The following is a 13916-nucleotide window of genomic DNA, read 5'->3' as shown; positions in this document are numbered from 1 at the left end:
TCTTCAGCTGCGGCAGGCTTCGACGATCGCCGCGGTGTCCCAGTAGAACGGGCGCACCTCGGCGATCCGCCCGTCCTCGATCCGGATCGCCTGCAGGATCGGGAACTCCAGCTCCCGTCCGGTCGCGCGCGCCCGGGCGCGGACCTGGGTGAGCACCACCGACGTCGCGCCGAGGGCGAGGAACTCCTGCTCGCCGATCTCGAACGACTCCCAGACCCGGCTCATCTCGAGGAAGAACTTCTCCAGCCCGGCGTGGCCGTGCCAGTCGCCGCCGAACGGCAGCCCGGCGGCCTGATGAAGTACGACATCCTCGGCGAAATACGGGGCCAGCGGGGCGAAAGAGGCCGAACCGGGGCCGCCGCCGGCGAAATACTCGGCTTCGGCTCGATACATGCCGTGCAGCACGGCAGCGGGATCAGTCACGGTCGCCAGCCTGGCCCGGCCGCGAGGGAGCCGCTGGCGGCAATCGGACTTCGCGGTCTCCGTACGTTCTGCCGGTCGCCCTGGGTAGACTTCACGCCGGTCTTTTCAGGGGCGGGAAAGGAAACACATGGCTGAGGAAACCGGGACGGTCGAGACGCTGGAGTTCCAGTCCGAGGCGCGCCAGCTGCTGCAGCTGATGATCCACTCGATCTACTCGAACAAGGACATCTTCCTGCGCGAGCTGGTCTCCAACGCCTCCGACGCGCTGGACAAGCTGCGGCTGGAGACGTACCGCGACAAGGATCTGCAGGCCGAGACCGAGAACCTGCACATCGAAATCCTCCTCGACGCCGAGGCGCGCACTCTCACCGTGCGCGACAACGGCATCGGGATGAGCCGCGACGACGTCGTCAACCTGATCGGCACCATCGCGAAATCCGGCACCGCCGACTTCCTGCGCAAGCTGAAGGAGTCGAAGGAATCCGCGGGCCAGGACCTGATCGGGCAGTTCGGCGTCGGCTTCTACTCCAGCTTCATGGTCGCCGACAAGGTCACCCTGGTGACCCGGCGCGCGGGCACCGACGAGGGCGTCCGCTGGGAATCCACCGGCGAGGGCACCTACACGATCGAATCCCTCTCCGACGCGCCGCAGGGCACCTCGGTGACGCTGCACCTCAAGCCCGCGGACGACGAGGACCACCTCTACGACTACACGTCGCCGTGGAAGGTCCGCGAGATCGTCAAGCGCTACTCCGACTTCATCACCTGGCCGGTGCAGATGGCCAAGGAAACGAAGGAAGACGAAGAGAGCGGTCTCGAGACCGTCAACTCGATGAAGGCGCTCTGGGCGCGGTCGAAGGACGAGGTCTCCGACGAGGAGTACCACGAGTTCTACAAGCACATCAGCCACGACTGGACCGACCCGCTCGAGACGGTCCGGATGCAGGCCGAGGGCACCTTCGAGTACCAGGCGCTGCTGTTCCTGCCCTCGCGCGCGCCGGTGGACCTGTTCATGCGGGACGCGAAGCGCGGCGTGCAGCTGTACGTCAAGCGCGTGTTCATCATGGACGACTGCGAAGCGCTGATGCCGAACTACCTGCGCTTCGTGAAGGGGGTCGTCGACGCGGCGGATCTGTCGCTGAACGTGTCGCGCGAGATCCTGCAGCAGGACCGGCAGATCCGCGCGATCCGGCGGCGGCTGGAGAAGAAGATCCTCTCGACGGTCAAGACGATGATGACCGAGGAGGCCGAGAAGTACGCGACGTTCTGGCAGGAGTTCGGCCGCGCGGTCAAGGAAGGCCTGATCGACGACCCGGAGAACCGGGAGCAGATCCTCGAGATCTCGTCGTTCGACTCGACGCACCACGCGGAGAAGCCGACCTCGCTGCGCGACTACGTGTCGCGGATGAAGGACGGCCAGGAGCACATCTACTACCTGACCGGCGAATCGCGCACCGTCATCGAGAACTCGCCGCACCTGGAAGCGTTCCGTGCCAAGGGGTATGAGGTGCTGATCCTCACCGACCCGGTCGACGAGATGTGGACGGAGTCGGCGAGCGGCTTCGACGGCAAGACGTTCCAGTCGATCGCGAAGGGCGAGGTCGACCTCGGCGACGAGACGTCCGAGGAGAAGAAGGCCGAGTACGCGGACCTGCTGAAGTGGATGTCGGCGACGCTGACCGACACCGTCAAGGAGGTCCGGCTGTCCTCGCGGCTGACGACGTCGCCGTCCTGCATCGTCGGCGACGCGGGCGACCTGACGCCGACGCTGGAGAAGATGTACCGCGCGATGGGACAGGAACTGCCGCCGGTGAAGCGGGTTCTGGAGCTGAACCCGGAGCACGCGCTGGTGACCGGCCTGCGCAAGGCGTTCGCCGAGCACCCGGAGGACACCTCGCTGGCGGAGACGGCGGAGCTGCTGCACGGCATGGCGTTGCTCGCCGAGGGCGGCGAACTGAAGGATCCGAGCCGGTTCCTGAACCTGGTGGCGGATCGCGCGGCCAAGGCGTTGTGAGGAGTTTCGTGAGTGGCTGCACCGGTTTCGGGGTAGCCACTCACGAACCCTTCCGGAGGTGAGTGTCGCATGAGGACAGTCGTCGAGAACGCCGCGATCGCGACGGTCAGCGGTCCCGAGTACCGCAACGGGCATGTCGTGATCGAGGACGACCGCATCGCTGCCGTCGGCGACGGATCCTTCACCGGCGAGGCGGACGAACGCGTCGATGCCGCGGGCTGCCTCGTCACGCCGGGCCTCGTGAACACGCACCACCATCTGTACCAATGGGCCACCCGGGGCCTCGCCGCCGACCACACGCTGTTCGAGTGGCTGGTCGCGCTGTACCCGGTGTGGGCCAAGCTGGACGCGGAGATCACGCACGCCGCGGGCTCCGCCGGAATGGCGCGGCTCGCCCTGACCGGCTGCACGACAGTCGCCGACCACCACTACGTCTTCCCGTCCGACGGCGGCGATCAGGTGGCCGCGCTCGTCGCCGCGCGGGGGCGGATCGGCCTGCGGCTGCACCTGGTCCGCGGCTCGATGGACCGCGGCGAATCGGACGGCGGGCTGCCGCCGGACAGCCTGGTCGAGACCGCCGAGAACGCCCTGCTCGGTACGGAAGCGGCGATCGACCGCTACCACGACGCCTCGCCGGGCGCGCACCTGCAGATCGCGGCAGGCCCGTGCTCGCCGTTCACCGTCACCGAGCGATTGATGACCGAGTCGGCCGAACTGGCGCGCCGCAAAGGCATCCGGCTGCACACGCACCTGGCCGAAACCCAGGACGAGGAAAAGCAATGCCTCGCCGAAACCGGCCTCACGCCCGCGGAATACGCGGACAAACTGGGCTGGCTGGCGTCGGACGTCTGGCTCGCCCACACCGTGCACCTCGCGCCGGACGCGATCCGCCGTTTCGGCGCGACTGCTACGGGTTCCGCGCATTGCCCGACGTCGAATGGCCGCCTGGGCAGCGGAATCGCTCCGGTGCGGGACTTGCTCGACGCGGGCGCTCCGGTCGGTTTGGGCGTCGACGGCGCGGCTTCCAGCGAATCCGGCGGCTTGGCGGAGGAGCTGCACCAGGCGTTGCTGCAAGCCCGGCAACGCGGCGGGCCGACCGGGTTGACCACGCGGGAAGCGTTGTGGCTAGGCACAATGGGCGGCGCGCGCTGCCTCGGCCGGGAGGGCGAGATGGGCTCGGTGGAGGTCGGGAAGCTCGCGGATCTGGCGGTGTGGGACTTGAACGGGCTCAACTACGCGGGCATCGACGACCCGGTCGCGGCGCTGGTGCTGGCCGCGCCGCCGCCGCTGCGGAAGCTGTTCGTGGGCGGGAAAACGGTGGTGGAGAAGGGACGGCTCAAGACGGCCGACGAGTCGTCGATCGCTGGCCAGTTGTCGAAGGCGAGTGCTCGGCTGCGGGATCGCTGACGTCCGCGGACGAGTCGTCGGTCGCGGGCGAACTGGCGAAGGCGAGCGTTCGACTGCGCGAAAACCGGTAACCGGCGCGGTGGGCCGTCCGCGAGAACGGCCCACCGGTTCCAGCGTCAGGCTCGTTCCACGGTCCACAGTGCGGTCGGCGCGTGGCAGATCCGCACCCCGACGGCTTCGGGGCTGCCCCCGCTGTTGTTCAGGCAGAGCCCGGTCTGCACGTTCTTGAAGTACTTGTTCGTCGTGGACGAGGTCGTCCAGTCAGTGGTGTTGGACGAGCAGGTCGTGGTGAACACGGCAGTTCTGCTCGCGGCGAGGCAGGCGTTGGTCTCCAGGTTCCGGAACTTGCCCGGGGCGTAGTTCGTCCACGCCTGGTTCCGCCCCTCGTTGCACGTGAGCGTGTAGACATCGCCCTTGGTGTTGCTGTCCAGGCAGGCGCTGGTTCCCGCGCGATGGATGAAGAAGTTCGCGATGGCGGTGCCGGATTGTTCCCCCGCGGAGGCGGTTCCGGACAAGGCGGCAGTCAGCATTGCCGCGGCCGCGCCGGCTCCGGCGAGCCGCAGCATTCCCCTCGATGACATGTCAGTCCTTTCGCAGTCGATGACCGGACGGGAGACACGCTGTCGTGCGGCGTCCCCAAGCCGTCCCTGTCCCGTCATCTAGCTCACTGCGGCCGTCTGACCAGCACTGTTCCCGCCTCCGCCAGTGGGGCCCGCACTGCCTGCACCGGATCGGTCGCGCTCGGCTTGCGCGCCGCGTCCGAGATCCGCAGCAGCAAAGCGACCAGGATGTAGTTCGCGAGCAGCGACGAGCCGCCCTTCGACAGGAACGGCGCGGTGATGCCCGTTTCCGGGATCAGCTTCGTCACCCCGCCCACGACCACGAAGATCTGCATCACCACGGTGAACGCGAGTCCGCCGCCGAGGAGTTTGCCGAAGCTGTCGCGGACGGCCAGCGCGTGCCGCATTCCGCGCAGGGCGATCAGCAGGTACAGCATCAGCACCGCGGCCAACCCGAGGAAGCCGAGCTCCTCGCCGATGCTGGCGGTGATGAAGTCGGTGTTCGCTTCCGGCACGATGTCCGGCCTGCCCGCGCCGAGGCCGGTTCCGCCCATGCCGCCGGTGCCGAGGCCGAACAGCCCTTGCGCGACCTGGTACCCGCCGCCGGCCTGGTCGTAGGTCGCGAGCGGGTCCATCCAGTTCGCGACCCGCTGCCGCACGTGGTTGAACAGGAAGTACGCCAGCACGCACCCGCCGGCGAACACCGTCAGCCCGGCGTAGACCCAGATCACCCGCTCGGTCGCGAGGTAGATCATCACCAGCACGATCCCGAAGAACAGCAGCGAGGCGCCTAGTTCCTTCTCGAACGCCAGCACCGCCACGCAGCCGAGCGCGGCGAGGATGATCGGCCCGAGGTCGCGCGCCCGCGGCAGTTCGACGCCGAGCACCTTCCGCCCGGCCACGCGGAACAGCTCCCGTTTCGCCACCAGGGTGGTCGCGGCGAAGACGATCAGCAGCAGCTTCGCGAATTCGCCCGGCTGGAGCGACAGCGGGCCGATCCTGATCCAGACCTTCGCGCCGCCCGCTTCCGACAGCGACGCCGGCAGCAGCGCGGGCAGCAGGACCGCGACGATCCCGGCCAGCCCGGCGAGATAGCCGTACCGGGTCAGCATCCGGTGATCGCGCACGAACCCGAGCACGGCCAGGAACAACACCAGCGCCACGACCGTCCACAGCACCTGCTGCCCGGCGACGGCCGAGTACGCCTTGCCGCGCTGCACCGCCTGTTCGGCGAGCCCGAGGTCGATCCGGTGGATCACCACCAGGCCAAGCCCGTTCAGCAGCACGGTGCACGGCAGGATCAGCGGGTCCGCGTACGGGGCCCAGCGCCGGACCGCGAGGTGCGCCACCGCGGCGACCGCGGTGAACGACGCGCCGTAGCCGACGATCGAGAAGGTGATCTGCCCCAAGGCGTTCGCGTCCACGAGGAGGAAAGCGAACCAGACGATCGCCACCGCGAGCAGGAGCAGCCGCAATTCCGTACCGCGCGCGGCAGGCATGAATTTCCCGTCTTTAGCAAGCAGTGAACGGCCGCGAGGGTAGTCACGTTTTCTGGCAGGACGCTGAGAATGCGCGGCAATTCGGCCAGACTGTCCGAAAGCGACGAGTTCGCGGCCAGGATATGCTTCGGAAAATCGGACGGGCGAGCGGAGAACCAGCAGTGGCGACAGAACTGACCCCGGTGCGGGTCCTGGCGCCGGCGCCAGCCCCGTCGGCGAAAGGAACGAAACGCGCGCTCGGCGCGGCGGTGGCCGCGGTGCTCGCCGCGGCCGCGTTCCTCCTGGTGCTGCACGTCGACCGCTACTGGGGGCCGATCGACCCGGTCAGCGCGATGCTCAGCGACTACGCCTGGACTCCCGGCTGGTGGATGTGGGCGGCGGCGATGCTGCTGACGTCGGCCGGTTCGGTGGTGGTGGCGCTGGTCCTGCGCCGCCGGAGGATCCTGTACGGGCCGCTGACGGTCGTAGCGATGGTCGCCTGGTGCGCCGGGCTCGCGGCGGTGGCGCTGTTCACGAAGGACCCGCAAGGAAATGCGGTGTCGTGGGTCGGCAAAGTGCATCTGGGCGCGACCGGGATCAGTTGTGTGAGTTTGCCGTTAGCCGGCTGGCTGCTCGGCTGGGCGCATCGGAATTCTCCGCAATGGCGACGTTACGCGCGCTGGTCGCGCATTCTGGCGTTGACCGCGGTGCCGTTCTTTCTGCCGTTTCTCATTCCGTTCGCGGCTAATGTCGCGTTCGGGCAGCATCTGCCGACCGTCGCGACCGGGCTCGTGGAACGCGTGATGGCGGTGCTGGAACTGGTCGAACTGCTCGTGCTGGCCGGATGGGCGTGGCGCGCGGCGGAATGATCAGGTGGCGTCGGGATCGACCGGCGGCCGCTCGTTCGCCCGCAACGGAACCGCCACCGGAGCGGGCGGGGGCGCCGGGCTGGCGGCCGGGGGAGTGTCGTCGAGCAAATACCTCGTGACGGCGGCGCGGGGATTGCCGATCCGCAGGGACTGCAGTTCCTGCAACGGTTTCCGCAGTTCCTGGTACTCCGGGCCGAGCTCCGATTCCAGCTGGGCCTTGGTGCCCGCGGCGAACCCGCGGGCCCGTTTCACGGTCTGCGCGACCCAGCGCGCGGCCTCGGGCAGCCGTTCCGGGCCGAGGATGAACAACCCGGCGAGCAGCAGAATCACGATGTGGTCGATGCTGAGACCGAACACCGGCCACCTCCCGCGGACCCGGATGTTGGTTCCAGCTTAGCCGTCCCCGATGCGGCGTTTCCCGTCGTCACCCAGTTCGGTCAGCAGCCGTCGCGCTACGTCGACCACCGCCGCGCCCGCGACCGCCATCGGTTCAGTCGTCCGCATGGAGCGGCACAACACGAACGCGCCCTCCAGGCTGGTCACCAAGGCGAGCGTGAGCGTGCGGGCGTGCTCCTCTGGAAGGCCGAAAGCGGAGAAGCCCTTGGTGCCCGCTTTGGTCCACGCCTCGAACACGTCCGCGGTGGCCTTGCGCAGGGGTTCGTTCGTGGTCGCCACTTCGAGCGCGACGGTCGCGATCGGGCAGCCCTCGACGTAATCGGTGTCAAGCAGTGTGGTGACCGCGCCCGCGAAGAACGTTTCGAGGCCGGTGATCAGGTCCGGTGCCGGGGCGATGAAGACTTCGAACAGTTGCGCGTACTGCATCCCCGAGGTGCGTACCACTTCTTCGCCCAGCTGTTCCTTGCCGCCGGGGAAGAAGTGGTACACCGACCCGAAGGGCGCGCCGGCCTTCTCGACAATCTGCTTCATGCCGGTGCCCGCGTACCCGCCTTGGCGGAACAACTCCGCCCCGGCGGCGAGGATGCGGTCCTTGGTGCCTGTCACGCCACCGAGGATAGCTCCTTGACAGTAGAGCGTTCTATCAAGCGCGGCCGGAGCACCAGGTTGAGCACCACCGCGGTCACGCAGCCCGCGCTGATCCCGGAGTTGAGCACGACCTGCAGTGCCGCCGGGAACCCGGAGTAGAAGTCCGGCATGACGATCGGGATCAGCCCGACGCCGAGCGACGCGGCGACGATCGCCACGTTGATCGGATGCTCGAACGACGCCTTCGCGAGCGTCCGGATGCCGCTCACCGCGACGCTCCCGAACAGCACCAGCCCGGCCCCGCCGAGCACCGGCTGCGGCACCAGCGCGACGATCCCGCCGGTCATCGGGAACACACCCAGCAGCACGAGCACCACGCCGCTGGCCGCGACCACGTACCGGCTCACCATGCGGGTGAGCGACACGAGCCCGATGTTCTGCGCGAACGCCGTGCAGGCGAACCCGCCGAAGATCGTGCCGACGGCGGTGGAAAGCCCGTCCGCGCGCAGGCCGTCGGCCAGTACGCGGCTGGTGGTCGGCCGGTCCACGATCTCGCCGAGTGCCAGCAGGTCGGCGGTGCTTTCCGCCATGATCACCAGCATCACGATGAGCATCGAGACGATCGCCGCGATGTCGAACGACGGAGTGCCGAAGTGGAACGGCGTCACGATGCCGAACACCGGGGCCTGCTTCAGTGTCGAGGTGTCGACTTGGCCCATCGGCCACGCGACGGCGGTGCCGGCGACCAGGCCGAGCAGCAGCGCGATCCGGCTCCAGAACCCGGTCAGGAACCGGGTGAAGAGCAGCACCGCGACCAGCGTGATCCCGGCCAGCACGAGCCCGCTGGGCTTGGCCGATTTGTGCTGGGCGGCGATCCACTGCACGGCGACCGGCAGCAGGGAAATCCCGATGAGCGTGATGACCGTCCCCGTCACCACCGGCGGGAAAAACCGCGTCAGCTTGGAGAAAAACGGTGCGGCGAGCACGATGAACACGCCGCCGACGAGCGTGGCGCCGTACACGACGCCCAACGCGTTGCCGTCGCGATGCTGTGCCGCGATGGACAGAATTGGCGCTACGGCGGCGAAAGTGACGCCGTTGACCAGCGGCAGTCTCGCGCCGAAACGCCAGAAGCCGAGGGTCTGCAACAGGGTGGCCAGTCCCGCGGTGAACAGCGCCGCGCTGATCAACAGCGTGAGCTGGCCGGGGGAGAGGCCGACGGCCGCGCCGATGACGAGCGGTGGGGCCACCACTCCGGCGTACATGGCCGCTACGTGCTGGATTCCTCCGAGGATCAGTTGCGGCAGCGGAGGCCGCACGTCCACGGGGTGCCGAGAAGGTCGTTCCTGTGTAACTGACATGCGCTCTCCCGGAGGGGACTCGGGGCTAGAGCACGGCGTCGGTCCAGGCCGGGCCGGGCTCTTCGGCTTCGTCGCGGACCACCGTGCCTTCGATGAGGCCGTACGGGCGGTCGGCGGCGTAGAACACCTCGTTGTGGTTCTCGAGGCCGAAGGGGCTTAGATCGACGAGGAAATGGTGCTTGTTGGGCAGAGAGAACCGGATCTCGGCTACTTCCGGCCGTGCCCGCAGCACGGCTTCGCCCATCGCGTACAGGGTCTGCTGCAGCGAAAGACTGTGCTTGGTGGCGAACGTCTCTAGGAGCGTCTGCCGGATCTCCCGATGGCTCTTGGCCCAGTCGATCCCGGTGTATCCCTCGTAGCGCCAGCGCGCGGTGACGGCGGTGGCGAGAATGCGGTCGTCGGTTTCGGCGAGCGTGGTGTATTCGTCTTGCGGGTAACCGTGGAATTCGGACCCGGTGGACTTGAGCACCACAAGACCGTCCACTCCGGACACGACCCAGGCGCGGTCGGCGTGCACGGTGACGGTGGTGGTGCGGCGTTCGCCGCCGGAGCTGCTGAACGAGTGGTCGTGCGGCGCGCCGTCCACCGTGATGCGGTCCCACTCCTGCTCTTCGACGGAGATCCGCGCGCCGGTGATCTTTTCCTGCGTGTCCACGAAGCGCCTGCCGAGCCGGAGGGCGAAGTCCTCGATCTCGCCGACGTCCTGCTGCTTGGCGAAGGCGTACATCGTGTTCTTCTGCGTGTCGGTGGCCAGCACGGCGGAGTTGTCGCCGGTGAGATGCGTGGCCGACAGGTCGCCGCGCAGCGCCGAGGACACCGTGAGGTCGCGCAGATGGTGCACGCCGCCGGTGCGCCGGACGGTGACGAGGCGGACCTCGGCCTTGCCGTACTGGTTGGGGCCCAACGAGATTCCCATGTCAGCTCCCGCGATAGGTGGAATAGGCGAACGGGCTCAGCAACACCGGCACGTGGTGGTGCGACGTGCCGTCGACGATCCGGAAAGCGATCGTGACGTCGGGGAAGAACGCCTCCGGGCCGAGGTAGCTCCCGGTGTCGAAGATCAGCCGGTACACCCCGGGGTCGAGCGTGTCCGGGCCGAGGTCGCGGATGCGGCCGTCGTCGTCGGTCGCGCCTTCGGCGATCAGCGAGCCGTCCTGGCGCTCGAAGCGCACGGCGATCCCGGCGGCGGGCTTGCCGGTCGCGGTGTCGAGGACGTGGGTAGTCACGAGGCTCATGCTGTTACCGCTTTCGCCAGGCGCAGTTGCGCGATCTTGGCCAGCTCCGCGCCGGCGACGTCGAGTTCGGTGTCCGGGTCGTTGCCGAGCCGGGAGCGCAGGTTCGCGAGCAGTTCCTCGCCGCTGCGGCCGCTGGCGCACACCAGGAAAACGTGCCCGAAACGTTCTTCGTATTCGGCGTTGGCGGCGGCGAATTCGTCCGCATTGTCCACTCCGGACTGCTCCGAACGGGACCAGTCGGCGTCACTGCCCTTGCTGGTCGGCCGTTCCCCGATCCTCGGGTGCGCGGCGATCGCGTCGCGGATCTCGTTGCGCCGCAACGGAGTCGCGCTGTCCGCGCTCTTGCTCAGCGCGGCGAAGTCGGCGTACGGGCGGCCTTCGAGCACCGTGTCGACCCAGCGCGGCACAGCCAGGCAGGCAGTGAGCGTCGGCCGGAGTTCGGCAGCGGATGCGGAGTTGAACTCGGCGAGAGCGAGCGGCAACGGAATCTCCTCCGGGGAGGTGGTGTTCCGCTGACCGTACGGCCGGGCCGAGCGTGCGTCAACACTTTGTTGAATCGTTGCCCGCGGCTCTTTCAGTCGGCTTCCCGGTTGAGGTAGTTGTAGACCGTGAACCGCGTGACGCCCAGTTCCTCCGCGACCGCCGAAACCGATTTCCGCAGGTTGAAGGCCCCTCGCTCGCGCAGCAGGCGCACCGCGCGCTGCTTTTCCGGGCGGTCGAGATCGCGGAGTTTCGAGCCGAGTTCGCGTTCCACGTCGGCGATCAATCGCGACAGTGCGCTGTTGAGTTCGACCGCGGGAACGGTGTCGGAATCGTCGGTCCGGCGCAGTTGCAGCGTCACCCGGGTGGCCCCGCCTTCGAGGGCGGCGCGGGCGATCGACGGCAGGGCGGCGAACAGCTCGTCGGCGGTCCCGCGGGCCAGGGTGCCGAGCGGGCCGAAGTCGGTGTCGAGCCCGGCCGCGTCGGCGGCGTCGCGAGCGCGGACGGCGTGCTCCGGCGGTGCGCCCTCGCCGCGGAACGGCTCGCTGGTGAACTCGGCTTCCAACTCCACCTGGTGACCGTAACGTGGGAGGGACGGCGTTGACGAGCCGGGAAGGACGTGTCTAATCTCGGTGAGCGAAAGACTCTTTCCGTAACGTGGAACTGGAGGGTGCCGTCGATGGACCTCGTGGTGCGGGCCGCGCGTGCGGTGACCCCCGCCGGTCTCGGGCCGGCGACGATCGGCGTGCAGGACGGCCGGATCGCCGCGGTCGAACCCGGCGTCGTCGAGATGGCCGGCGCGCGGGTCGTTGACCTGGGCGAAGACGAGGTGCTGCTGCCCGGTCTCGTGGACACCCACGTACACGTCAACGACCCTGGCCGCGCCGAATGGGAGGGCTTCGAGACCGCGACGCGCGCGGCCGCGGCCGGTGGCGTCACGACGATCGTGGACATGCCGCTCAACAGCCTGCCGCCGACGGTCGACGTGGCCGCGCTGGAGGTCAAGCGCAAGGCGGCGAGCGGCCGGGTGCACGTGGACGTCGGGTTCTGGGGCGGCGCGATTCCCGGCAACGAAGGCGATCTTCGCGGGCTGCACGACGAGGGCGTCTTCGGCTTCAAATGCTTCCTGCTGCACTCCGGCGTCGACGAGTTCCCTCCGCTGGACGCTGCTGGCTTGGAATCCGCGCTGCGCGAGCTGAAGTCGTTCGACGCGCAGATGATTGTGCACGCGGAGGATTCCGAAGCGATCGACGCGGCCCCCGATCCGCACGGCGAGAAGTACCACGACTTCCTCGGTTCCCGCCCGCGCGGCGCGGAAAACCTGGCCATCACGCACGTGATCGAAGCGGCTCGGCGCACCGGCGCTCGCGCGCACGTCCTGCATCTGTCCTCTTCGGACGCTTTGCCGCTGATCGCCAGCGCGCGCCGTGAGGGTGTCGCGCTGTCGGTGGAAACTTGCCCGCACTACCTGTCGTTCGTCGCGGAGGAAATCCGGGACGGGGCAACGCAATTCAAGTGCTGCCCGCCGATTCGCGAGGCGGCGAACCGGGAATTGCTGTGGCAGGGTTTGGCCGACGGCACGATCGACACGATCGTCAGCGACCATTCGCCGTGCACGCCGGAGCTGAAACGCTTTGACACCGGCGATTTCGGTCTCGCCTGGGGTGGTATTTCCAGCCTGCAGCTCGGTCTGCCCGCGATCTGGACGCAGGCCCGCCAGCGCGGCTTCGGTCTCGTCGACGTGGTGCGGTGGATGGCCGAACGGCCGGCCGCGCAGGTGGGGATGACGCGCAAGGGCAAGCTGGAAGTGGGCGGGGACGCCGATTTCTGCGTCTTCGCGCCGGATGAAGCCTTCGTCGTGGACGTCGCGAAGCTCGCGCACCGCAACCCTGTGAGCGCGTACGACCAGCGTCCGCTCGCGGGTGTCGTGCGCGGCACCTGGCTGCGCGGCGAGCCGGTGACCGGCGACGAGCCGAGGGGGACTTTGCTGACCCGGGGCAATTGCTGAAGAGATGGAGGAGCACGTGTCCGACCGTCCGGAGTGGACTACCCAGCCCGATCTGGCCTCGCGCCTGTTCGGGGGCACCGTGATGTGGGCGAGCGACGAACTGTTCGCCGAAAAGGAAAACCTGGTCAACCCGTGGCGGCCGGCGCACCGCGCTGAAACGTTCGGACCGAAAGGCCAGGTGTACGACGGCTGGGAGACCCGGCGGCACCGCGAACCCGGCGACGACCACGCCCTGGTCCGCCTCGGCCTCGGCGGCGTGGTGTCCGGAGTGGTGGTGGACACGGCGTTCTTCAAGGGCAACTACCCGCCCTTCGTGTCCGTGGCGGCGACTTCGGTCCCCGGCTACCCGAGTGCGGCTGAGCTGCAGGACGCGGACTGGGACGTCCTGGTCGACCACGAACCGGCGGTCGGCGACTCGGAGAACTACTACAAGGTGACGTCCCCGCGTCGCTACACCCACGTACGCCTCACCCAGCACCCCGACGGCGGCGTCGCACGACTGCGAGTACACGGTTCGCCGGTGCCGGACCCCTCGCTGCTCGACCCGCGCTCGCTGGACCTGGCAGCTTTGGAAAACGGCGCGGTCGTCACCGGATGCAGCGACATGTTCTATTCGTCGCCGAACAACATGCTCTCGCCGGGCCTCGCCGCGCACCAGGCGGAAGGCTGGGAAACCGCCCGCCGCCGAGACGACGGCAACGACTGGGCGACAGTGCGGCTGGCGGGCGCGGGCTTGATCCGGTTCGTGGAGCTGGACACCAGCAACCTCAAGGGAAACGCGCCCGGCTGGGCTTCGGTGAGCGGCCGCGCGGACGAGGGCGAGTGGGTGGAGTTGTTGCCGCGCACCAGGTTGCAGCCCGACACCCGCCACCGCTTCGCCCTGGCGGACGACGGCCCCGAGGTAACCGAGATCCGCCTGGACATCTACCCGGACGGCGGCCTCGCCCGGCTGCGCCTCTTCGGCGAACTGAGCAAACGCGGCCGGGAAGCCGTGACCGCGCGATTCGCCGAGACGTCCGACTGAGTTCCGGTCCCGCACTCGCCAGCCATGCTCCGGTCCCGGCCGGGGAACTGCCGTGAGGGCCACCCTGAGGGAA

General features: G+C 68.5%; 15 protein-coding genes. 5 read left to right on the top strand and 10 right to left on the bottom strand.

What is annotated here, in order from left to right:
* Positions 1-3: 3 nt before the first annotated feature.
* Positions 4-423, bottom strand: a complete 420-nt coding sequence (locus AB5I40_RS17020; protein ID WP_370939490.1) for a nuclear transport factor 2 family protein — start codon at positions 421-423, stop codon at positions 4-6.
* A 127-nt stretch (positions 424-550) separates the two neighbouring features.
* Here AB5I40_RS17020 and htpG point away from each other — a divergent pair, with 127 nt between their 5' ends.
* Complete coding sequence (gene htpG, locus AB5I40_RS17015) at positions 551-2437, top strand: molecular chaperone HtpG (RefSeq protein ID WP_370939489.1); 1887 nt, start codon at positions 551-553, stop codon at positions 2435-2437.
* A gap of 69 nt (positions 2438-2506) precedes the next feature.
* Positions 2507-3844, top strand: a complete 1338-nt coding sequence (locus tag AB5I40_RS17010) for an 8-oxoguanine deaminase (protein WP_370939488.1) — start codon at positions 2507-2509, stop codon at positions 3842-3844.
* Between the two features lie 116 nt (positions 3845-3960).
* Here AB5I40_RS17010 and AB5I40_RS17005 read toward each other — a convergent pair whose 3' ends face one another.
* Positions 3961-4425: a ricin-type beta-trefoil lectin domain protein gene (locus AB5I40_RS17005; protein WP_370939487.1), complete on the bottom strand. Its 465-nt coding sequence runs from the start codon at positions 4423-4425 to the stop codon at positions 3961-3963.
* An 83-nt stretch (positions 4426-4508) separates the two neighbouring features.
* On the bottom strand, positions 4509-5903 hold the full coding sequence (locus tag AB5I40_RS17000; protein ID WP_370939486.1) for an FtsW/RodA/SpoVE family cell cycle protein: 1395 nt from the start codon (positions 5901-5903) through the stop codon (positions 4509-4511).
* A 161-nt stretch (positions 5904-6064) separates the two neighbouring features.
* On the opposite strand from AB5I40_RS17000, the gene AB5I40_RS16995 reads away from it, so the two are divergent.
* On the top strand, positions 6065-6751 hold the full coding sequence (locus AB5I40_RS16995) for a DUF998 domain-containing protein (protein WP_370939485.1): 687 nt from the start codon (positions 6065-6067) through the stop codon (positions 6749-6751).
* Here the strand turns inward: AB5I40_RS16995 and tatB are convergent, their stop codons facing one another.
* The 7 genes from tatB to AB5I40_RS16960 form a co-directional block, all read right to left on the bottom strand.
* A complete protein-coding gene (gene tatB, locus AB5I40_RS16990) occupies positions 6752-7108 on the bottom strand; it encodes a Sec-independent protein translocase protein TatB (protein ID WP_344285981.1) in 357 nt (118 codons plus the stop codon).
* 36 nt (positions 7109-7144) lie between these two features.
* Positions 7145-7753, bottom strand: coding sequence for a TetR/AcrR family transcriptional regulator (locus AB5I40_RS16985; protein WP_370939484.1), 609 nt, complete (start codon positions 7751-7753; stop codon positions 7145-7147).
* Positions 7750-9096, bottom strand: a complete 1347-nt coding sequence (locus AB5I40_RS16980; RefSeq protein ID WP_370939483.1) for a nucleobase:cation symporter-2 family protein — start codon at positions 9094-9096, stop codon at positions 7750-7752. The genes AB5I40_RS16985 and AB5I40_RS16980 overlap by 4 nt, the downstream gene beginning before the upstream one ends.
* Before the next feature lie 25 nt (positions 9097-9121).
* Positions 9122-10012: a factor-independent urate hydroxylase gene (pucL, locus tag AB5I40_RS16975; protein ID WP_370939482.1), complete on the bottom strand. Its 891-nt coding sequence runs from the start codon at positions 10010-10012 to the stop codon at positions 9122-9124.
* Position 10013: 1 nt separating this feature from the next.
* Positions 10014-10331: a hydroxyisourate hydrolase gene (gene uraH, locus AB5I40_RS16970; RefSeq protein WP_370939481.1), complete on the bottom strand. Its 318-nt coding sequence runs from the start codon at positions 10329-10331 to the stop codon at positions 10014-10016.
* The gene (gene uraD / locus AB5I40_RS16965; RefSeq protein WP_370939480.1) at positions 10328-10813 is read right to left on the bottom strand and encodes a 2-oxo-4-hydroxy-4-carboxy-5-ureidoimidazoline decarboxylase; all 486 of its coding nucleotides are present in this window, start codon (positions 10811-10813) and stop codon (positions 10328-10330) included. Before uraD ends, uraH begins: the two co-directional genes overlap by 4 nt.
* A 92-nt stretch (positions 10814-10905) precedes the next feature.
* The gene (locus AB5I40_RS16960) at positions 10906-11382 is read right to left on the bottom strand and encodes a helix-turn-helix domain-containing protein (RefSeq protein ID WP_370939479.1); all 477 of its coding nucleotides are present in this window, start codon (positions 11380-11382) and stop codon (positions 10906-10908) included.
* Positions 11383-11490: 108 nt separating this feature from the next.
* Here AB5I40_RS16960 and allB point away from each other — a divergent pair, with 108 nt between their 5' ends.
* Positions 11491-12819 carry an allantoinase AllB gene (gene allB / locus AB5I40_RS16955; protein WP_370939478.1) on the top strand — a complete coding sequence of 443 codons (1329 nt, stop codon included), beginning with the start codon at positions 11491-11493 and terminating at the stop codon, positions 12817-12819.
* A gap of 4 nt (positions 12820-12823) precedes the next feature.
* Positions 12824-13843 carry an allantoicase gene (gene alc / locus AB5I40_RS16950; RefSeq protein ID WP_370939477.1) on the top strand — a complete coding sequence of 340 codons (1020 nt, stop codon included), beginning with the start codon at positions 12824-12826 and terminating at the stop codon, positions 13841-13843.
* Positions 13844-13916: the final 73 nt, after the last annotated feature.

It is taken from the genome of Amycolatopsis sp. cg13 (genome assembly GCF_041346965.1).
GTDB lineage: Bacteria > Actinomycetota > Actinomycetes > Mycobacteriales > Pseudonocardiaceae > Amycolatopsis.
Note: the sequence above shows the minus strand (reverse complement) of the source record. Positions and strands in the feature narration are given on the sequence as shown.

Excerpts from the sequence above, each read along its gene's own strand:
- AB5I40_RS16980 (WP_370939483.1), bottom strand. The coding sequence starts at position 9,096 with ATGTCAGTTACACAGGAACGACCTTCTCGGCACCCCGTGGACGTGCGG.
- AB5I40_RS17005 (WP_370939487.1), bottom strand. The coding sequence starts at position 4,425 with ATGTCATCGAGGGGAATGCTGCGGCTCGCCGGAGCCGGCGCGGCCGCG.
- AB5I40_RS17000 (WP_370939486.1), bottom strand. The coding sequence starts at position 5,903 with ATGCCTGCCGCGCGCGGTACGGAATTGCGGCTGCTCCTGCTCGCGGTG.
- uraH (WP_370939481.1), bottom strand. The coding sequence starts at position 10,331 with ATGAGCCTCGTGACTACCCACGTCCTCGACACCGCGACCGGCAAGCCC.
- allB (WP_370939478.1), top strand. The coding sequence starts at position 11,491 with ATGGACCTCGTGGTGCGGGCCGCGCGTGCGGTGACCCCCGCCGGTCTC.
- pucL (WP_370939482.1), bottom strand. The coding sequence starts at position 10,012 with ATGGGAATCTCGTTGGGCCCCAACCAGTACGGCAAGGCCGAGGTCCGC.
- htpG (WP_370939489.1), top strand. The coding sequence starts at position 551 with ATGGCTGAGGAAACCGGGACGGTCGAGACGCTGGAGTTCCAGTCCGAG.
- AB5I40_RS17010 (WP_370939488.1), top strand. The coding sequence starts at position 2,507 with ATGAGGACAGTCGTCGAGAACGCCGCGATCGCGACGGTCAGCGGTCCC.
- alc (WP_370939477.1), top strand. The coding sequence starts at position 12,824 with ATGGAGGAGCACGTGTCCGACCGTCCGGAGTGGACTACCCAGCCCGAT.